Annotated in this window: 15 protein-coding genes and 1 pseudogene; 7 read left to right on the forward strand and 9 right to left on the reverse strand. The window is 70.3% G+C overall.

Features of this window, described 5'->3' with window-relative positions; translation table 11 throughout:
• Window positions 1-213: 213 nt before the first annotated feature.
• From ACFV6I_RS05840 to ACFV6I_RS05855, 4 genes are all read left to right on the forward strand, one after another.
• Window positions 214-2043 (forward strand): glycoside hydrolase family 15 protein, encoded by a 1830-nt coding sequence (locus ACFV6I_RS05840; protein ID WP_063346311.1) that lies wholly within the window; start codon window positions 214-216, stop codon window positions 2041-2043.
• Window positions 2044-2293: 250 nt separating this feature from the next.
• The gene (locus ACFV6I_RS05845; RefSeq protein ID WP_380338680.1) at window positions 2294-3112 is read left to right on the forward strand and encodes a ricin-type beta-trefoil lectin domain protein; all 819 of its coding nucleotides are present in this window, start codon (window positions 2294-2296) and stop codon (window positions 3110-3112) included.
• A gap of 411 nt (window positions 3113-3523) precedes the next feature.
• Window positions 3524-3691: a hypothetical protein gene (locus tag ACFV6I_RS05850; protein WP_380338683.1), complete on the forward strand. Its 168-nt coding sequence runs from the start codon at window positions 3524-3526 to the stop codon at window positions 3689-3691.
• A 324-nt stretch (window positions 3692-4015) separates the two neighbouring features.
• Window positions 4016-4195, forward strand: a complete 180-nt coding sequence (locus ACFV6I_RS05855) for a helix-turn-helix domain-containing protein (protein ID WP_079136183.1) — start codon at window positions 4016-4018, stop codon at window positions 4193-4195.
• A 238-nt stretch (window positions 4196-4433) separates the two neighbouring features.
• Here the strand turns inward: ACFV6I_RS05855 and ACFV6I_RS05860 are convergent, their stop codons facing one another.
• A complete protein-coding gene (locus ACFV6I_RS05860) occupies window positions 4434-4949 on the reverse strand; it encodes a hypothetical protein (protein ID WP_063346310.1) in 516 nt (171 codons plus the stop codon).
• Window positions 4950-5620: 671 nt separating this feature from the next.
• Between ACFV6I_RS05860 and ACFV6I_RS05865 the strand changes: the two genes are divergently transcribed.
• Complete coding sequence (locus ACFV6I_RS05865) at window positions 5621-6379, forward strand: GntR family transcriptional regulator (protein WP_380338686.1); 759 nt, start codon at window positions 5621-5623, stop codon at window positions 6377-6379.
• A gap of 2789 nt (window positions 6380-9168) precedes the next feature.
• On the opposite strand, the gene ACFV6I_RS05870 is transcribed toward ACFV6I_RS05865, so the two are convergent.
• The 4 genes from ACFV6I_RS05870 to ACFV6I_RS05885 form a co-directional block, all read right to left on the reverse strand.
• Window positions 9169-10473 carry a cytochrome P450 gene (locus ACFV6I_RS05870; RefSeq protein ID WP_380338688.1) on the reverse strand — a complete coding sequence of 435 codons (1305 nt, stop codon included), beginning with the start codon at window positions 10471-10473 and terminating at the stop codon, window positions 9169-9171.
• A 4-nt stretch (window positions 10474-10477) separates the two neighbouring features.
• Window positions 10478-11536: a cytochrome P450 gene (locus tag ACFV6I_RS05875; protein ID WP_063346307.1), complete on the reverse strand. Its 1059-nt coding sequence runs from the start codon at window positions 11534-11536 to the stop codon at window positions 10478-10480.
• Window positions 11537-11670: 134 nt separating this feature from the next.
• Entirely contained in the window at window positions 11671-11751 is an 81-nt protein-coding gene (locus tag ACFV6I_RS05880; protein ID WP_224285092.1) for a tryptorubin family RiPP precursor, read from the reverse strand.
• Window positions 11752-11949: 198 nt separating this feature from the next.
• Window positions 11950-12570 (reverse strand): TetR/AcrR family transcriptional regulator, encoded by a 621-nt coding sequence (locus ACFV6I_RS05885; protein ID WP_380423671.1) that lies wholly within the window; start codon window positions 12568-12570, stop codon window positions 11950-11952.
• Window positions 12571-12657: 87 nt separating this feature from the next.
• On the opposite strand from ACFV6I_RS05885, the gene ACFV6I_RS05890 reads away from it, so the two are divergent.
• Entirely contained in the window at window positions 12658-14145 is a 1488-nt protein-coding gene (locus ACFV6I_RS05890) for an MFS transporter (RefSeq protein WP_380423672.1), read from the forward strand.
• Window positions 14146-14522: 377 nt separating this feature from the next.
• On the opposite strand, the gene ACFV6I_RS05895 is transcribed toward ACFV6I_RS05890, so the two are convergent.
• From ACFV6I_RS05895 to ACFV6I_RS05910, 4 genes and pseudogenes are all read right to left on the reverse strand, one after another.
• Complete coding sequence (locus tag ACFV6I_RS05895; RefSeq protein WP_380423673.1) at window positions 14523-15566, reverse strand: UDP-N-acetylmuramate dehydrogenase; 1044 nt, start codon at window positions 15564-15566, stop codon at window positions 14523-14525.
• 12 nt (window positions 15567-15578) lie between these two features.
• Window positions 15579-16613: a serine hydrolase domain-containing protein gene (locus tag ACFV6I_RS05900; RefSeq protein WP_380423674.1), complete on the reverse strand. Its 1035-nt coding sequence runs from the start codon at window positions 16611-16613 to the stop codon at window positions 15579-15581.
• Complete coding sequence (locus tag ACFV6I_RS05905) at window positions 16610-17986, reverse strand: hypothetical protein (protein WP_380423675.1); 1377 nt, start codon at window positions 17984-17986, stop codon at window positions 16610-16612. The genes ACFV6I_RS05900 and ACFV6I_RS05905 overlap by 4 nt, the downstream gene beginning before the upstream one ends.
• A 413-nt stretch (window positions 17987-18399) precedes the next feature.
• Window positions 18400-18540: pseudogene (locus ACFV6I_RS05910) on the reverse strand (helix-turn-helix domain-containing protein); the annotation flags it as partial.
• A gap of 117 nt (window positions 18541-18657) precedes the next feature.
• Between ACFV6I_RS05910 and ACFV6I_RS05915 the strand changes: the two are divergent.
• Complete coding sequence (locus ACFV6I_RS05915) at window positions 18658-19206, forward strand: flavoprotein (RefSeq protein ID WP_380374287.1); 549 nt, start codon at window positions 18658-18660, stop codon at window positions 19204-19206.
• The last annotated feature ends 107 nt before the right edge of the window (window positions 19207-19313 follow it).

Below are 19313 nucleotides of genomic sequence, written 5' to 3' on the forward strand. Positions count from 1 at the left end.
GCGCCGCCCGGGCTTGGGGGCGGGCGCTCTCGCGGTCGGGGGCGGGGGGGCGGCCCCCACACCCACGGCGGAAGCCGCATCGGCGGGGGCCCGCTCCGGTTGGGGCCCGCGAGGCCCGGCCGGTGCTCGGCCCGGCCCTCACGCCGACGGCGATCTACCATGGCTGGGAAGGCTTCGTCTCCAAGCCCGCGCCACAGCGGCGGGGAGGTCGGCATGGCGTTCGACACGACGGGGTTCGAGCAGGCGGACAGCGGCCGGTACCTGCCGATCTCCGAGCACGGCCTGATCGGCGACCTCCGGACGACCGCCCTGGTCGGCACGAACGGCACCATCGACTGGTACTGCTGTCCGCGCTTCGATGCGCCCAGCGTGTTCGGGGCCATCCTCGACGCGGAGCGGGGCGGATCGTTCGAGCTGGCCGCGGACGTCCCGACCCGCACCCGGCAGTTCTACTTCCCCGACACGAACGTGCTGATCACACGCTTCTTCGCCGCGGACGGCGTGGCGGAGATCCAGGACTTCATGCCCGTGGCCGAGGGGTCGCCCGAGGTCGCCCGGCACCGGCTGATCCGGCGGCTCATCTGCGTCCGGGGAATCCTCCCGTTCCGGGCGCGGATCGCCCCGCGTTTCGGCTACGGCGCCGAGGCGCACACCGTGTCCCTCGAAGGCCACGTCGCGGTGTTCCGCTCCCCGTCGCTGACGCTCGCGCTGACCGCCACCGCGCCGCTGGAGACCGACGGCCTGGACGTGTGGTCGCACTTCAAGCTCCTGGAGGGCGACTCCGTCGTGTTCGCCCTCGACCAGATCGGCGACGACGTCCCGGCCCGGTCGTGTCCGCGCGCCGAGGCGGAGGAACAGTTCGAGGCGACCGTCCGGTTCTGGCGCCACTGGCTGGCCGGGTCGCGCTACCAGGGGCGGTGGCGGGAGATGGTGCACCGCTCCGCCCTGCTGCTCAAGCTGCTCACCTACGCGCCGACCGGCGCGATCGTCGCCGCACCCACCACCAGCCTGCCCGAGCAGGTCGGCGGCGAGCGCAACTGGGACTACCGGTACATGTGGGTCCGCGACGCCGCCTTCTGCGTCTACGCCATGCTGCGCCTCGGGTTCACCTCGGAGGCCGAGGCGTTCATGGGCTTCCTCTTCGAGCGCATGCGCGACACCGCCGCGAACGGCCCGTTGCAGATCATGTACGGCATCGACGGTCGCACCGAGCTGCCCGAGTACGCGCTGCCGCACCTGGAGGGCCACCTGGGCTCCGCACCCGTCCGGGTCGGCAACGCCGCCACCGGCCAGCTCCAGCTGGACATCTACGGAGCCATGATCGACTCCATCTACCTGTACGACAAGTGGGGGCAGCCGATCAGCAGCGCCGGCTGGGAGGACGTCGGCATGGTGGCGGACTGGCTCTGCGAGAACTGGGACCAGCCCGACGAGGGCATCTGGGAGACCCGCGGCGGCCGCAGGAACTACGTGTACTCGCGGCTGATGTGCTGGGTGGCGCTGGAACGCGCGATCCGGATGGCGAACCGCCGCGGCCTGCCGGCCGACCTGCCCCGCTGGCGGCAGACCCGGGACGCGATCTACCACCAGATCATGCGGCGCGGCTGGTCGAGCGAGCTGGGCGCGTTCGTCCAGTCCCTGGACGACGGCGAACTGGACGCCTCGCTGCTGATGATGCCGATGGCCAAGTTCATCTCGCCCACCGACCCCAAGTGGCTCTCCACCCTGGACGCACTCACCAAGGGCCTGGTCTCCGACTCCCTGGTCTACCGCTACAACCCGGCCACCAGCCCGGACGGCCTGAGCGGCTCCGAGGGCACCTTCTCGATCTGCTCCTTCTGGTACGTCGAGGCACTGGCCCGCGCCGGCCGCCTGGAGGAGGCCCGGCTCGCCTTCGAGAAGATGCTCACCTACGCCAACCACCTCGGGCTGTTCGCCGAGGAGATCGGCCCGACCGGCGAGCAACTCGGCAACTTCCCACAGGCCTTCACCCACCTCTCGCTGATCAGCGCGGCCTTCAACCTCGACCGCGCGCTGGGCTGAGATCGCGTCAATTCGGCTGAATCCAGCCCCTGTTCGGCTCCCGTCCGACTCCTTTCAGACTCCCGTCCGGCGGGAACGAGCAGGTCGCGGATGAGCTGAGGTGAATGGCGACATCTTGTCGGCCCACATCCGTTGACGGCCCCAGGCGGCACTGCAATGCTCATGACCAAACCTGCGCAACATCTGAGCAGTGCCATCACCCTGTCATCACGGAAAGGGCCCAACCCTTATGCGCCGTACCGCTGTTGTCATGATGACCACGCTGCTGGCCTCCGCCGCGGCACTCACCGTCCCCGCCGCCGCCGCCCAGGCCGCATCCGCCGCCGCGCGCCAGGCCGCGCCCGCCACCGCCCAGGCCGCATCCGCCGCCGCGCGCCAGGCCGCGCCCGCCACCGCCCAGGCGGAGCAGGCGAGTTCGAGTGCGGCGCTGGCCGGCGGGTGTAACGCCATCGCCGCCGGCGGCGGCCAGGTCATCGGAACCTGTTCGGGCATCAGCCCCCTGCAGATCTGGCGCGTGCAGGCGCAGTGCCAGTACTACGTCAACAACACCGGCCCGTACATGCGCATGGCGATCGGCGGAGCCGTCGTCGGGAGCGGGATGAGCACCGCCATGTGCAACTTCGGCGACACCATCATGTTCCCGCAGGTCGTCTTCCTCGGGACGGTGCCGCCGCCGGTCGCCGGGCCGCAGGGCCAGATCAGCGGCTACGCGAGCAAGTGCATCGACGTCCAGGGCGGCGAGAACAAGAACGGCACCGCGGTCCAGATCTACGACTGCAACGGCACGAACGCCCAGAAGTGGACCGTCGGCGTGGACGGGACGCTGCGCGCCCTCGGCAAGTGCATGGACGTACAGGGCGGCAACACCGCCAACCACACCATGGTCCAGCTCTACGACTGCAACGGCAGCGGCGCCCAGCAGTGGAAGGCCCAGTCCGACGGCTCGCTGCTCAACCCGCAGTCCGGCCGCTGCCTGGACGACCTGGGCTTCGCCACCAACAACGGCAACCAGCTCGGCATCTGGGACTGCAACGGCGCCGACAACCAGAAGTGGAACCTCCCGCACTGATCCCCCCGGTCCCTCGGCCCGGCCGTGATCGCCCCCCACGGCCGGCCCGACGGGCCCCTCGAATCCCACCTCCGGAGCGACGGGGTCCGGAGGCGGGATTCCCGCCGGCAGCCCGGCTACTGCCGGCCGGTGGTCCAAATAGTTTCGCCTATAGGGCAGTTGCCTATGCCGGCGACGGCGGTGGTCGAACCCCGACCTGGAGGTCGACACCTTTTCGAAGGAGAAAGAAGCACGCGTTCGATTGAGCCCGTGCGGGCACCATGACGGTTTCCGAAGACCCGGATGTCTCCCCAGAGATCACGCCATGAGCCCGGATCCGGGCCCGTGACTGACCGAGCACCAGAACCAGCGGGATAGACGGCATGCCCCAAGGTCAACCGGGCGTTCCCGTCAACCAAGGACCACGCGAACGTGGCACACGGGACGAAGGAGCAGCACCACAAAGTCCTGGCCTCCACCGACGACGGCATCCCCCTCGACTACTGGGAGGACTGGGAGCTGTCGCCCAGGCAGCAAGCCGACCAAGATCCCCCTGATGCCGGCAACCCCCGCCCGGAGGCACGAGGCCGAAAGGCCTGATTCTCCTCCTGGGCCGTCGCCCCGGAACAATCCCCACGACCGCGGGCCGATATCAGCGTCATCCGGTCAAAAGGCAAGGACCGGGAGCAATCCCCGCGAGCGCGGGGCCGACCCTCGGCTACAACTACCAGGTCACCTCGGTCAGGAGCGATCCCCGCGAGCGCGGGGCCGACTACCAGGTCAGGAACCAGGTCATCGCCGCCGCGGAGCGATCCCCGCGAGCGCGGGGCCGACACTTCCTGACCTGCGGCGATTCGTGTCAGGGACCGTCAGTAGATTCAGTTCGATTGGGCAGGCGGCGTGTGAAGGAGTTCATGGGCCCGGATCCTCTCGCTCAGGCGACAGGCGGACCTCACGCAGGAGCGGCTTGGGCAGCGCGCCGGGCTTGGCCGGCGCACGATCGGGTGGATCGAGAACGGCCTCGCACCTGCGACGCTCGACCAACTCGGCGCCATCGCGCGGGCAATCGGCGTGCCACTCTGGCGTCTGGTCCGCGACGAGTAGCCCTGGCCGGCCATCGGGCCGGCCAGGGCCTTGACCTGCTGCTACTCGCCTCGAAGCGGCTCCATGACGAACCCGAGCCGCGGGGGCACAGGCTCGCCGTCGGGACGTTCGAGCAATGGCCCGAAAGCTTCGAAGTCCTGCTGCCGGTAGCACGCGACCAGGTCTGCGTACCGCGGATCGATCCACTCCATCGGATGCCTCCTACTCGTGTGCCGGCAGCGTACGCGTTCCGAGTCCGCTATTCAGCGGGCTTGGTGCAGGGCTTCTCCGGTTTCTTCATCGGCCTGATTGAACAGCTGGGCGAGTGCTGACAGCTCGCCGCTACGGTCACCAGGCTGTCGTCCGTCGGCGGCCGCCACAGTTCCTGGTCGACCTCGAAGCCCGCCTCCCGGATGGCAGCCTGGGTCTGCTCCATGATGTCCTGGTCGAAGTTGCCCGGGTCGAATCCCGGGCTGTGGTGCACGAACCGGCCCTCGCGCTCGCACAACTCGGCGTACGCCTCGGTGTGGACGAGGAACGCGTGCCAGCCCTCGTCCACGATCCTGGACGGCGCCATGGCCAGGTGGGGGCGGCGGGCGCCCACGACCACGAACGCGATGGCTTCCCGGGTGATCCGGGTGGCCATCGCGACGTTCATGCCCTCGTTGTTGGAGAGCACGGTGGAGATGACGGAGTCGAACGTTGCCGCGCTCACGAACTGGTCCGGAGCGGTCGGGGGCGGCGCCTGTGCCGGGGTGGGTTCGGGAGTGATCATGGTAGTGCTCCTCTCGGTGTGTCGAGTGGTGCAACCTCCTGGGCCGACGTCGTCGTCAGGCCCGCGAGGAGGCGGAGGGTTGATCAGGGCGTTTCGACCTGATCGCGAGGGGGATGGTTCGGGCCACCGGTGGGAGATCCGCTCGGCAGGTTGCGAACGCAGGGGCACCCCGACTGGCCGCAGAGGCATACCAGCACCCGAGCACCGCACTCGTCCCACAGGCCGCCGGGACACCCGTGGTGGGCGTTGAGTTGGCACTCGGCGCTGACGTAGCGCCCGGCCTGGGCTGTGTCCAGAGTGATGACGATGCCGGACGGGACGTCCGGTCTGGAGATCATTGCGGCTCCTCCAGTTCGGCCCAAACGACCACCGCGCCAGTTGCGTCCGTGGATCCCCATGAGGTGCAGGACTGCACGATGGCCAGGACATCAGCCCAGCGTTCGACTGATTCGTCGACAGGCGCGGGGACGCTCAGGCGCACTACTCCAGCGGTGGGGCGCGTAACGCGTACGTGGGCGCCTGTGGCCTGACCGAGCGCAGCCTTCACGGCTCCTGCGCACATGCCGATCTGCACCGATCCCCCAGTACATGTAAGGATTAGCTCTACACATACAGTAGGGCCTGGCCGCATACTCTGTCACCCACCGAGCACGGAACGTAGGAGGACATGCATGGCAGGCGACGCCGAATCCCCCTACCTCCGCATCGCAGACCACATCCGCGAACGGATCCTCACCGGCCAGCTCGCAGCCGGAGCCCAGTTGCCATCTCTCGCTGCACTGCGTGAGGAATTCGGCTACTCCCACGGCGTCGGCCAGAACGCCTACCGGCTACTCGAATCCGAGGGCCTGGTCGTCGCCCGCCATGGCCGCGGCTACTACGTCCGCAGCCAGGAACCGCCCACCGTCCTGGTACGCCGTCAACGCGTACCCTGCGGCGACGGCAGCCCGACGGAGGCCACCCTCGCCAGACAGGGTGTCGCCGGTACTTGGCGGCACGAATCTCAGCCTCGTGCCGCCGAGGCCCGCATCGCGGCCCGGCTGGAAATCCAGTCCGGCGATCCGGTGATGCACACGACCTACGTGTACCTGGCCGACGGAGACCCGGTGCAGCTCGCAGAGAGCTGGGAACCGATGGCCACCACTGGCGGCAGCTTGATCGTCCTGCCCGAGGCCGGTCCACACGCTGGTATCGGCGTCGCCGACCGCATGGCGATCATCGGTATCGACGTGGGCGTGCCCGTTGAGCGCGTGAGTGCCAGGGCTGCCACGCGACCTGAGGCTCAGACCCTCGGTGTTGCACCCGCTGTCCCGGTGATGGCAATCGAACGGACCTACTACGACCAGGCCACCGGGCGCCCAGTTGAGACCGCAGACATCGTGCTCACCTCGCGCTGGGTTGCTGAGTACGGGCGCGCCCCACGTTCCTGACCTGCATGGTCCGATGCCGGTCGCACGATGGCGGCATGGCCGGTACGCCGACGGACGGTCCTGGTGCGAGCCGGACGCGGACAGCGTGTGGCGGTGGACGCACGACACCCCGTAACGACGAAGCGCCCCCGCCCGGCCGAAGCCGAGGGGGGGCGGAGCGATCCCCGCGGGCGCGGGGCCGATAGGAGACCGGGATCGACGTCGAGGTGGCCACGGGAGCGATCCCCACGAGCGCGAGACCGATCAGGCGTCGACGGAGCTGCACCGGGCTGCCCGGGAGCGATCCCTGTGGGCGCGGGGCCGATGGCAGCGACCACGGCCGGAACGCGGAAGCCTGAGAGCGATCCCCGCGAGCGCGGGGCCGACCCCTGGAAGGTGCCGGTCGACTTCCGCAGCTCGGAGCAATCCCCGCGTGTGCGGGGCCGACACCGCGGCCTTCGCCTTGATGGTGCCGAAGGTGGAGCAATCCCTGCGGGCGCGGGGCCGACTGGGCCGCACTGTTCCCTGGAGAGCCGGTGCTGGAGCAATCCCCGCGAGCGCGAGGCCGGTTCCTTCTCGCTCGTGCAGCTCGGGTCGGGCCCGGAGCAATCCCCCGCGAGCGCGGGGCCGATATGTAGATGACGTACGCCCTCTTCCTCTACGGGGAGCAATCCCGCGAGCGCGGGGCCGATCCCCGCCTCCCCATGGGTCGGGGTGGCGGGGGTGGGGGAGCAATCCCCGCGAGTGCGGGGTCGACACTGCGTCAAGGACGCACCCGGGGACGTACCCCGAGTAATCCCCGCGCGTGCGGGGCCGACTCCTTGTGAAGCCGCTCACCGAACCCGCTGAAGGAGCAATCCCCGCGAGTGCGGGGCCGACCGCGTCACCGACCGGACGGGCGGCCCTGTGGAAGGAGCAATCCCCGCGCGTGCGGGGCCGACGTGATTCTCGGTGGTGACGCGGACGTGGACAAGGAGCAATCCCCGCGCGTGCGGGGCCGATCGCCACCAGGGCGGTGCCGGGTTCAGGGGTGCTGTCCGCTGTCCTGGAGGCCGTTCCGGTCGGTGGTGCAGGTGACGATTGCGGGGCGTTGGTAGACGGTTCGGCGAACTCGACGGTGTCGCGGCGGGCGTCGGGCAGCACCGTGGTGTGTTGCCAGTGGCGCGGGCCCGTGTGCCGGTCGAAGGCGGTTGGACACCGTCTTCGACCAGCCCTGGCAGGCTCGTGTCCACCTTGCTCGCACCCTCGACGAGACCAACTCCCGGTGGTCACCGGTGCGATGGGCTGGTCTCCTGAACCATCCCCGCGAGCGCGGGGCCGGTGATCGAGTGGGCATGTGGATCGGGCGGCCCGGGGAGCAACCCCTGCGGGCGCGGGGCCGATTTGTTGCTGCTCGTGGTGCTCGCGCTCGATCAGGAGCGATCCCCGCGAGCGCGGGGCCGATACTTCCTGACCTGCGGTGATTAGCGGCTGAGGGGCTTGATTGATTCAGTTCGATCGGTAGAAGTCCCGTCGAACAGTCGATGCGTTATTGTCATCTCTCCTTGCCCCAGGGCTGGTTGTCAGTGTCGTGGCCTGACTCCCCGAAGCGTACCCGCACGTGGAGATTGAGACGATGATTGAGGACCGCTGCCATCGGTACCTGTTCGAGGCCAGGGGCTGGCTGGGTGCGCTGTGGGGAAAGTCCGCCGGGCGGGCCTGGGGATCTGCCACGGATCAATCCCCACAAGTGTTTGGCCAACAGCGTGAGTTCGGCGATGGTGATGTGCTCCGCGGATCAATCCCCGCGAGCGCTGGGCCGACGAGACTGCGAGCAGCTGGGGCTGGGTCAGGTCGGAGCGATCCCCGCGACGCGGGGCCGACCACGCTGACGGCCACGAAGCAGAGTTCCGCCGGGAGCAATCCCCGCGTGGGCGGGGCCGACAGCGTCGCACAACTGGCCCCGGGGGACCTGCTTGAGCAATCCCCGCGAGCGCGGGGCCGATCTTCTCGGACGGGAACTCGGCGCCGACGCCGAGGAGCAATCCCCGCGGGCGCGGGGCCGGTGTGGGCGCGACCGGAACCAGGTGGTCGCCGACGGAGCAATCCCTGCGGGCGCGGGGCCGATCCGTACGGGGCGTCCGGATCGGTAAGAACCGGGGAGCAATCCCTGCGGGCGCGGGGCCGATGCTTTTTGACCTGGGGTGATTAGCCGCTGAGGGGCTTGATTGAATTAGTTTGATTGGTAGAGGCCCCGTCGAACGGCCGATTTGTTGTTGCTATCTCTCCTTGACCCAGGGCTGGTTGTCGGCGTCGTGGCCTGAGTTCTCGAAGCGTACCCGCGTGTGGAGGTTGAGGACCGTCGGCAGTGGTAGCCGTCCGAGGTTAGGGGCAGCCTGTTGCTGTCGTACAGGCTGGACACTGGGGCAGTGGCTGAGATTGTCCGGGGCCGCTGCCTGACGCTGGTGACGTGGCGGCGTCTGAATGGTCTTGCGGGGCCAGGTCTGTTCGGCTGGTTGTGCGGGATGCGCGGCTGAGGAGGTTGTCCGCTGGGCGGTGTTCTTGTGGGACAGGTGCGCGGTGGGCGCTGCCGGGCGAAGTGAAGTGGGGCGGGGCAGGTCGCCGGCTGCTACGGAGTGTTCCATGGGGAAGGTCGTAGAGCCTCAGCGCCGCCGCAGTGAGTCCTGGAAGTCGGCGCGTGGGAGCACGGTTATCAGGGGAGTTGCCACTTGCCGCGGTGGAGACCGTTCTGGTGTGTGGAGTTGGTCCTCGACGGGGTGCGGAGGATGGGCGGCCCCCACCGGCTTTGGGCGGGTGGGGGCCTGGCGGCGTCAGTGCAGCAGCACTCGCAGGCTGAGCAGCCCGCGGTGCCTCGGGTTCTCCTGCCACTGTGCGGGCTCGGCCGGGTCGGCCAGGCGTAGGGCGGGGAAGCGGCGCAGCAGTTCGGTGAACGCTACTTCGGCCTGGAGGCGGCCCAGTTGGGCGCCGAGGCAGTGGTGGATGCCGTGGCCGAATGCGAGGTGTCGGGTGGCGTCCGGGCGGGTGATGTCGAAGCGGTCGGGGTCGGTGAAGACGGCCGGGTCGCGGTTGGCGGCGAGCAGGGCGATCTGGACGAACTCGCCGGCCGGGATCGCGGTGCCCGCGATGGTCACCGGCTCGGTCGTGCGGCGCAGCGAGGCGATGCTGAACGGGCTCTCGTAGCGCAGGACTTCCTCGATCGTGCCGGAAAGCAGCGCCGGATCCGCGCGCAGCGCCGCGAGTTGCTCGGGGTGGCGGAGCAGCGCGTGGATGCCGTTGGTGATCAGGTTGACGGTGCTCTGGTGGCCGGCGATCGCGAGCAGGAACGCCATCGAGGTGATCTCGGCCTCGGTCAGCCGGTCGCCGTCCGCCTGGGCGGCGAGGAGTTCGGAGATCAGGTCGTCGCCCGGGTGGGTGCGCTTGTGGTCGACCAGGGCGCGCAGGTAGTCCGCCATGCCTTCGGCGGTCTCCACCGAGACTTCGCCGTCTGCTCCGCCGTCCGCTCCGCCGTCCGCCTCGCCGTCGTCCTCCGGGTCGGCATCGACGGCGTTGCCGCGGACTTGGAGGTTCTCCCGTTCGGCCTGCGGCGCGCCGAACAGTTCGAAGACGACCGCGAGTGGCAGCGGCAGTGCGAACTCGCTGATCAGCTCGACCGGGTCGGGCCCGTCGAGCTGGTCGAGCAGTGCGCCGACGTGGCGCTCGACCATCGGTCGTAGGGTCGCCACCTGCCGTGCGGTGTAGGCCTGTTGGACCAGCTTGCGCAGCCGGGTGTGCTCCGGGGGGTCGGAGTTGAGCATGTGCGACATCAGGTCGCGGCCCGGGCCGCCTTCGGAGTTCCCGACGTGTCGGGCGAACGCCTCGGTGACGGCCTTCTTGCTCAGCCGGGGGTCGGCGAGGGCGGCCCGGCACTCGGCGTGGCCGGTGACGACCCAGCCTTCGAGTCCGGCCGCGCCGCCGAACCGGACCTTGCGGGCGCCGCCCTCGGTGCGCCAGCGGCGGTATGCGGCGTGCGGGTCGGCGTAGAACTGGCCGTCGGCGAACTCCGGTTCGGCGGCGCTGTGTTCGGTAGCCCCGGGCTCGGAATCCCCGCGCTCGGTTTGTATGTGATCATCGTGCATGTGATCAGTGTGCACCGCGTGGCTTCAGGACGCGGATCTCGCTGACGCCGAGCAGGCCGAGCAGTGGCACCTTGGCGGTCCGCTGTTCGGGGTCGACGACCAGGCCGGCCGTACGGATCTGGTCCAGCAGCAGCTCGGCGAGCGGCATCACCATGTGCCGGCCCCAGCAGCGTTCGGAGGTGTGCCCGAACGGCAGGTAGCCGGGAGTGTTGTCCGGGTCGAGGTGGTCCCAGCGCTCCGGGCGGAACTCGTGCGGGTCCTCCCACAGGGCCGGGTCGCGGTGCGAGAGCAGCGGCAGGACGAGGACGTCGTCGCCGGCGCCGATCCGCGGGTCGATCGCGGGGTACTCGGGCGAGGCGCGGCGCAGGATGTTCCAGGACGGCGGCAGCAGGCGCAGCGACTCGAAGATGATGTTCCGGTTCGGCGTGCTGTCGTCGAACGGCGCGCCGAGCCAGAGCGCGTTCGCGACCAGGGTGGAGATGGTGAAGCAGACCGGTGCGGCGGCTCGGCGGTACATGCCGAGCGCGTACCGTCGGTCCTGGTAGTTGGCCGCTTTCGCGGTGAGCTTGCCGAGTTCGGTGAGGTCGTCGCCGGGCTTGGGCCTGCCGGGCAGTGCGGCGCCGGCCGAGATCACCAACCAGGTGAGCAGGGGCGTAAGTTCGAGGTTGCGGCTCATCAGGATCCGCAGCCGGCGCGGGTCCCGGCCGAGGATGAGGTCGCGCAGGAAGAGGTGTCCGGTGAGCGGCCACGGACCGGACAGGTCGATGTTCGGCGGCAGCGGAGCCTTCAGTGCCTCGCGCACGTCGCTGCCGATCGTCCGGGTCACCGAGGATGCCTCGGTGCGGGTGATCGAACGTCCGTGCAGCGGTTTGAAGGTGGGCCGTTCGATCTCGGTGGCGCGCCGGGCGGCGAGGATCCGGTCGGTGAGCTCGGGCCCGGCGACCCCGATTGTGTCGGGTTCGAGCCGGACGGCGTCCTTGCCCAGATGGTCCCTGAGCAGGGCCTCAAGTCGGGGGGAGAGCACGGTGGTTCGCGAACGGGCGGAGGCGGGGGAGAGGGCCATGTGATGTCTCCGAGACTTTGCCGGGAGCGGTCTCCGCCCCCGCCCCGGGCCCGATCTCCCGGCGGAGGCCGCGAGGGGGGGCAGGGGCGGGGGCGGATCAGCTGTTCAGGTACCGGAGGTACCGATCAGCCGGCTTAGTACCAGATGTACCAAGCGCTGGCCTTCAGGCTCTTCTTGGCGAAGGACGCGTCACGGATGGCGAACAGGATCTTCATCTTTGGGTCTCCCTTTCGTTACCAGGTGGCTGAGCGAATGTAAGGCCACTCTGCAGTCGCCCTACAGACGTAGACACGCAGCCGACTCCCCATCGGGTTCACGTTCGGGGGGAGTTCTTGTCGAGGGAGTTGGAGAGGTGGGGGGTTTGCCGGTGGATCTCCTGATTCGCCCCCCCCGGCGGCGGGCGATGGACGGTGTCAGTCGCGGGAGCAGTCCGCGCACCGCCGCGGGCGCAGCCCGTCGAGGATGATGGCCAGGTAGCGGCGCCAGTCGGTGACCCCGGCCTGTACGACGTGGCAGAGGCCGATGTAGAGCGGTGACACGTCAGCGACGGTCAGGTCCTCTCGCACCGAGCCCTCGGCCTGGGCGCGTTTGAGCACCTTGTCGGTGAGCTCGTTGAGTTCGGCGATCGCCGCCGCGTCGAACGTGCTGCCGCCGATCATCGCGGTGACCGTCTCCGCGTAGCCCCGGTCCTGTTCCTGCATGATTCCGCAGAACTCCAGGGAGCGGGCGAGGCCGTGCCAGGGGTCGGGGTCGGGGAGCACCTCGTTCCTGAGGAAGTCCAGGGTCTGCTGGAACCGGTGTTCCACGATCGCTTCAGCCAGCGATTCCTTGGTGGGGAAGTGGCGGTACACCGTCCCGACGCCCACCCCGGCCCTGCGGGCGATGTCGCCCATCTGGGCGTCCCGGCCGGACTCGGAGAAGGCGGCTCGGGCGGCGTCGAGCACCTTGAGCCGGTTGCGGGCGGCGTCGGAGCGCAGCTTGCCGCCGGTGGGTGTGCTGGAGCGGGAAGGGGGAGGGGAAGGGGTGTTTGACAAGGGGAACCGCGCCTCCGTATCGTCGCCATCCGGAACCGTGAGTCCGATTCCGGTTACCACTTTAACCCACAGGAGCGTATCCCTCCCATGGCCATGCCTCCCACTTCCTCCTTATCGACCTCGACCTCGACCCCCTCCCCGGATCCGCTCCGCTGGAAGGCGCTCGTCGTCCTGGCCGTCGCCCAGTTGACGGTGGTGCTCGACGCCTCGATCGTGAACGTCGCGCTGCCCTCGATCCAGCGGGACCTGCACTTCGCCGACTCCGACGTCCAGTGGATCGTCAACGCCTACGCACTCGCCTTCGGCGGCTTCCTGCTGCTCGGCGGCCGGACCGCGGATCTGCTCGGACGGCGGCGGGTGTTCATGACCGGACTCGGCCTGTTCGCCGCCACGTCGCTGCTCGGCGGTCTCGCCCCGACCGCGGGCCTGCTGATCGCCGCGCGGGTCGGGCAGGGCCTCGGCGCCGCGATCATCGCGCCAGCCGCCCTGTCCATCGTCACCACGACCTTCATCGAAGGCGCCGAACGCAACAAGGCCCTCGGTATCTGGGGCGCGCTCGCCGGAGCAGGCGGGGCCATCGGCGTGCTGCTCGGCGGTGTGCTCACCCAGTGGGCGGGCTGGGAGTGGGTGATGTTCGTCAACGTGCCGATCTGCGTCGTCGCCGCCGTCCTCACACCGAGGTTCGTCCGCGAGAGCCGCGGCCACGAACGCACCGGCATCGACTTCGCCGGCGCCGCACTGGTCACCGGCGGTCTCAGCGTGCTGGTCTACGCGCTCGTGGACGCCGAGCGGGCGGGCTGGGGCTCGGCCAGGACCATCGGGCTACTGGGCCTCGCGGCCGTCCTGCTGCTGGTCTTCGCCCTGGTCGAACTGCGCCTCGTCAAGCACCCGGTGATGCCGTTGCGGATCTTCCGCAACCGCAACCTCTCCAGCGCCAACGCGGTGTCCCTGCTGGTGGGCGCCGCGCTGCTGTCGATGTTCTTCTTCATCTCCCTCTACCTCCAGCAGGTGCTCGGCTTCTCCGCACTGGAGGCCGGACTGTCCTACCTGCCCTTCTCGGTGGCGAGCATCGTCGCCGCCGGCGCCGCCTCCCAGCTGGTGACCAAGGTCGGGCCCAGGCCCGTCCTCGCCTGCGGTCTGGCGCTCACCGCGGTGGGCCTCCTGCTGTTCACCCGCATCCCCGCCGACGGCACGTTCGCCGGGGACGTGCTCCTGCCCTCGGTGGTCGCGGCGCTCGGGCTCGGGTTCTCGTTCGTGCCCGTGACCATCGTCGCCGTCTCCGGTGTGACACCGCAGGAGTCGGGCCTCGCCTCCGGGCTCATCAACACCACCCAGCAGATCGGCGGCGCGCTCGGGCTCGCCGTGCTCTCCTCGGTGGCCAACGCCCGTATCAGGGAGCTCCTTGAGGGCAAGCAGGCCGGCGGCCCGGCCATGGCCGGCGCGATGACGGAGGGCTTCCGGCTCGCGTTCGCGGTCGGGGCGGGCTTCGCCGTGCTCGGCGTGCTGATCACCCTGCTGGCCGTACCCAGGGGCGAACGGACCGCACACGACGACCTTCCGGTCACGCTGGTCTGACGAACGGCGACGTCCGGACTCGCCACGGCGCTCACCCCGCCTCCACGGCCACGGGGTGAGCGCCCTGCGGACTTCCCGTAGCCGGGGGACAACTCCTCAGTCGTGAAGAAGGTCAGCGAAAGGCTGTAGGCCTAAAGCCTGTTCGTCGATCCTTCACCCCGATGGGCAGCAATCCGGCCTGCGACCTCGGTCAACCGGGACACTCGGACGATGTAGCTGACGGTAAGCCTGCTGATCAGATTCCAGCCCTCAGTGGAGGATCGCACTGCCTCATTTCGCGGGCCAAGAGCTGTTCGGCAATGTGCGCTCGGCCAGCCCAGCCACCTTGATCGACCGGCGTGTGACGGAGGTGGCAAGTAGCTGAGGCCAGCGGGAGATCAGGGGCCGGTGACCCACTGGCCGACGCGCGTCGGCTCGGGCTGGAGGATGATCCCGGTTGCAGCTGCGACCTGGGCGGTGAGGTCAGCGAGCGCCCGGACGAACGCTGCCGCTGTGGCCTCTCCGTGAGCGGTGACCGTGAGGGTCCGGCGTTCCGAGCAGCGCACGCCGTCGGCGACGGCTTGGCCGGGCCGGCAGCCGACATGCTCCAGGAGCCACCCGGCGCTGGCTCGGAGGCCGCCATCGCTGTCCTGGTGGACCGGGCAGCCGCGGTCGGACCAGCGCGTGGCCTGGGCGGTGGTGATTCGAGGGTTGAGGAAGACGGATCCGACCTGCCGGGAGTCCTGGTCGCTCGGGTCGAGGAAGAGGCCGCGCCGACGGCGGTTGGCGAGTACGGCCGCGGTGACCTCCGGAACGGTCGGGCGCGCGCCGACGGGCACGCCGAGCTCGTCCGCGAGCGGCTGGTAGGTGATCGGGGCCGCCGGCGTGTGGGTCAGGTGGAGCGAGGCGGCGAGGATGGTCCAGCGGCCGGGGGTTCGCTTGAAGCGGCTGCTGCGGTAGCGCAGGCGGCAGGACTGGGCCGGGAAGGTCCGCAGGCAGCCCATGCCCCAGTCCCAGACCGTGACGCTGTGGAGGGAGTCGGCGATCTGCTGGCCGTATGCGCCGGCGTTCTGGACCGGCGCGGCGCCGACGGTGCCCGGGATCCCGGCCAGGCACTCGATGCCGGCAAGCCGTTCGGCAGCGGCCCATTGGACGAGGTCGGTGAGCGGCTGGCCGGCCTGGACGGTGACGGCCACCGTGGTGTCGTCGAGCTTCTTGGCGGTGATGCCGCGGGTGTTCATGACCACGACGGTGCCGGGGTGGCCGGCATCCGCCGCGATCACGTTGCTGCCGTGCCCCAGGACGACGGGACCGTTCTGCTCCTGGGCGCTGAGCGCACGGGCGGCGTCGAGCCAGTCCGCGGGGTCGGACAGGTTGAGCACGGCGCCGGCGGGCCCGCCGAGCCGGAGGGTGGTCAGCGACGCGAGCGTGGCCTGGGGCACGGCAGGGTCCTCTCAGTCGGCGGCGACGGCCTTGAGCGCGAGGTTGCGGAGCGGGGCGAGCCGGGTGCGGTTGTTCTGGTGCTGGTAGACGGCGTTGGTGCAGATGGCCAGGTAGCGGCCGGTGTCCGGGGCGAGGTAGAGGCTGGTGCCGGTGAAGCCGTGGTGGTAGGCGACCCGGCCGTCGTCGGCGAGGATCCAGGCCAGGCCGCGGTGGAGCCCGGGCTCGATCTCGGCCTTCGGTTCCATGCTGGTGCGGAGCCAGGCACCCAGTCCGTGGCTGGAGGTGTACGCGGTGAGGAGCCGGTCGGCGAAGGTGGCCAGGTCGGCCGGGGTGGTGAAGACGCCGGCGTGGCCGGCGACGCCGCCGAGCAGGGTGGCGTTGTCGTCGTGCGGGATGCCCCACAGCCGCGGGCCGCCGGGGAGGCGCTGCTCGGTCGGGGCGACGTCGGCGGAGCGGCTGACGGGTCCGTAGGCGGTGTGGGTCATGCCGAGGGACTGCCAGAGGTCGGCGGCGAGCTCGTCCAGGCGGCGGCCGTGGAGGTGGGCGAGCGCGAGGCCGAGGAGGATGAACCCGCGGTTGATGTACCGGTGGCCGGCGCCGGGTTCGGCGATCAGCGGTTCGCCGCAGATCAGCTCCGCGAGGGGTTCGGTGCGGCCCCGGTACTGGTCGAGGCGGGTCTCGGGCTGCAGGCCGGAGGTGTGCGCGAGGATCTGCCCGACCGTGACGTTCGCGCCGGGCACCTGGTCCGGCAGGTCGGGCAGCAGGTGCCGCACCGGTGTCTCGGCTGTGATGCCGTCGGTGAGTCCGATCAGCGGCCAGGTGGCCAACACCTTGGTCAGCGACGCGGCGTCGTAGAGCGTGCCCGGGCCGGGCCCGGCGTTCCCGCACTCGGGCGCGATGACGCCGGAGGAGACGAACGCGGGCCGGCCGTTCCGGGCGCCGTGGGCGAGGACGCCGCCGGGCAGGGCGCCGTCGTCGACCAGCAGGTCGAGGCACTGCTGCAGCTCGGCGACGGTGTCGGGGCTCAACGGCTTGGTGCTGGTCACGGCATCTCCTGGTCGATCGTCAGGCTGGCACCGAGCGCGGCGAGTTTGGGCAGCAGGTCGCCGTAGCCGCGCCGGAGGTGGTACATGCCCCGGATCGTAGAGGTGCCCTCGGCCGCCAGCGCGGCGAGCACGAGCGCGGTCGCGGCCCGGATGTCCTCGCCCGCCACGTCAGCGGCGGCGAGCCCGGAGGGCCCCTCGACGGTGATCAGCTGGCCCTCCGCGTTGACGACCGCGCCGAACTTGCGCAGCGCGGCGAGGTGGGTGTCGCGTCGGCTGTAGATCCGCTCCTCGATCCGGGACGTTCCGGCGGCCTGGGTGAGGACCGCGGTCAGCTGGGGCTGGACGTCGGTCGGGTAACCCGGGTGGGGGCCGGTGGCCATCTCCGTCGCATGCAGCCCGGCCGGTACGGTGACCGTCGTTCCGCCGCGCTCGGCGGTCAGGAGGATCCCGGTGTCGGCGAAGACCGAGACCAGGCCTGGCGGGAAGCCGCAGGGCGGGAAGGCGTCGAGGTGGACGGTGCCGCCGGTGATCGCGGCGGCGAGCGCCAGTGTGGCGGCCTCCAGCCGGTCGGACGGGACCGGGAAGACGCCGCCGGCGATGTGGTCGGTGCCGGTGACGTGCAGGGCGTCCGCGCCTTGCCAGGTGATGCCGACGCCGGAGCGAGCCAGGAGGTCGGCGGATACGGTGACCTCGGGCTCGATGCTCGGCCCGAGGATGGACGACGTGCCGGGCGTGCGGGCGGCCAGCAGCATCGCGGTGACCGTCGCGCCCAGGCTCGGGCCCCACTTCTTGGTGCTGACGTTGGTGATGAACGGAAGGCGCTTCGTTCCGGGGAAGCGGGCGCGCACACGGCCCCGGTTGACCTCGGCGTCGGCGCCGGCGGCCTCCATGGCGGCCAGGTGCAGGTCGATGTACCGGGCGCAGAAGGCGTCGCCGCCGGGCAGTGGGAAGGTGACCTTGCCGGAGCGGGCCAGCAGGGCGGCGGCGATGACCGCGGTGGTCCGGATGCACCGTCCGAGGCCGTCGGGGGATGACCGGGAAGTAGGAGTCGGCGGGCCGGGTCTCGAACTCGCCCTCGGCGATGGTGGCTCGGGTGCCGGTGCGGTGAAGGATCTCCGCGCACACGCCGGTGTCGAGGATCGCGGGGGCGCCGGTGAGGGTGAGCGGCTGGTCGGCGAGGATCGCGGCAGCGTACAGGTGCAGGGCGATGTTCTTGCTGCCCTGGACGGTCGTCGTACCGTGCAGCGGGTGGCCGCCGGTGATCCGGAGGGTGAGCCGGTCGGGGGTACTGGCCGGCGCGCAGGTAGGCCAGCGCCCGGCTGTACTGCCTGATCGCCGCGGTCACGGCGTCGGACGCCCGCTCCGCCGCCCATCCCATGCGGTCGAGGGAGATCGACCCGAGGTCCTGGAACCCGAGCTTGCTCGCGAGGTCGTAGCCGGAGCGGTACTGCATGGCGAGGGCCTGCCAGAGACGTCGATCACCGCTACTGTGCGCCGCGGTCGTGGTCTCGGTGATCAGGCCGGGCAGTTCTGTCGCCGCGCTCCGCAGATCCGACGCCCGGATCAGGCGGCAGACCAGGTCGGTGTGGTCGACGAGTTCCTCGGTCGGACGCGGTGCCACGTCCGGGTCGGCTCCGAGGTCGAAGATGTCGAGGGATTCCCGGATCGGCTGGATCAGCCCGTCGAGCTGGTCGCGCCGCAACTCCTCGATGTACGGGCGTCCTTCGAGATCGGCGACGGGTACGGACAACGCCCTGGCGATGGAGGCGAGGACAGCCGGGCCGGCCTGCCGCTTGCCCTGCTCGATCTGAGCCATGTGGGACGCCGAGATCCGCGCCTTCAGGGCGAGTCCGGTCTGGGTCATGTGCCGGAGCTTGCGGGTCTGCTTGATCCGCTTGCCTACGGTGTCAGGCGTGAAGTCGGTCATGGCGCGTTCCTTGAGGAGTTCGGCCCGGTGGTCCGACGGTAGCGCCAAGTAGTCAGGCGCATCATCGAATTCGGCAGGGTTTGCCGCCGGCCATCCCCACGGGGTTCGATGACTGCCATGTCCACCACGCGCCCGGTCCTGTACCTCTTCGGCTCCGCCGCCCCGCCGGTCCTGAACATGGCGCAGGTCGTCCGCCACGCCCAGTTCAGGGGGTGGGAGGTCGCGCTCGGGCTCACCCCGACCGCGGCGAGCTGGCTCCAGGACGAGCTTCCCAAGCTGAACCGTCTGACCGGCCACCCGGTGAAGTCCACGTACCGTCGGCCGGGCGAGCCGGACGTGCTTCCGCCCGCCGACGCGGTTCTGTTCGCTCCCGCGACGATGAACAGCATCAACAGCCTGGCGCTCGGCCTCACGACCTCCTGGGTCATAGGGTTCGCGGCCGAGGCGATCGGCAAGGGAATCCCGCTGTCGGTGATGCCGTGTACGAACACGGCGCTCACCGGGCACCCTCAGTTCCCCCGGAGCGTCGCCACCCTGCGTGACTCCGGCGTCCGAGTGCTGCTCGGCGAAGGAGGCTTCGTCCCGAACGATCCGGGCCAGGGGAGACCGGAGGCTTACCCGTGGGAGGCCGCACTCGGGGCTGCCGAGGAGTCCATCGGGCGGTGACACCCGGCTGCGGAGCCCGGCCGCCGTGACCGCTGGGGCCGTTGGCCAGAGATTTCTCCCGGCCAACGGCCTTCCGACTCGCGTCGGGACGACAGGGCTTGGACCAA

The organism is Kitasatospora sp. NPDC059803, assembly GCF_042732255.1.
Lineage (GTDB): Bacteria > Actinomycetota > Actinomycetes > Streptomycetales > Streptomycetaceae > Kitasatospora.

Bases quoted from the DNA above. Each gene is read 5' to 3' on its own strand.
- ACFV6I_RS05875 (WP_063346307.1), bottom strand. From the start codon at position 11,536: ATGGCCCTCTCCCCCGCCTCCGCCCGTTCGCGAACCACCGTGCTCTCC.
- ACFV6I_RS05865 (WP_380338686.1), top strand. From the start codon at position 5,621: ATGGCAGGCGACGCCGAATCCCCCTACCTCCGCATCGCAGACCACATC.
- ACFV6I_RS05890 (WP_380423672.1), top strand. From the start codon at position 12,658: ATGGCCATGCCTCCCACTTCCTCCTTATCGACCTCGACCTCGACCCCC.
- ACFV6I_RS05915 (WP_380374287.1), top strand. From the start codon at position 18,658: ATGTCCACCACGCGCCCGGTCCTGTACCTCTTCGGCTCCGCCGCCCCG.
- ACFV6I_RS05880 (WP_224285092.1), bottom strand. From the start codon at position 11,751: ATGAAGATCCTGTTCGCCATCCGTGACGCGTCCTTCGCCAAGAAGAGC.
- ACFV6I_RS05860 (WP_063346310.1), bottom strand. From the start codon at position 4,949: ATGATCACTCCCGAACCCACCCCGGCACAGGCGCCGCCCCCGACCGCT.
- ACFV6I_RS05905 (WP_380423675.1), bottom strand. From the start codon at position 17,986: ATGGGCGGCGGAGCGGGCGTCCGACGCCGTGACCGCGGCGATCAGGCA.
- ACFV6I_RS05870 (WP_380338688.1), bottom strand. From the start codon at position 10,473: ATGCACGATGATCACATACAAACCGAGCGCGGGGATTCCGAGCCCGGG.
- ACFV6I_RS05840 (WP_063346311.1), top strand. From the start codon at position 214: ATGGCGTTCGACACGACGGGGTTCGAGCAGGCGGACAGCGGCCGGTAC.
- ACFV6I_RS05845 (WP_380338680.1), top strand. From the start codon at position 2,294: ATGATGACCACGCTGCTGGCCTCCGCCGCGGCACTCACCGTCCCCGCC.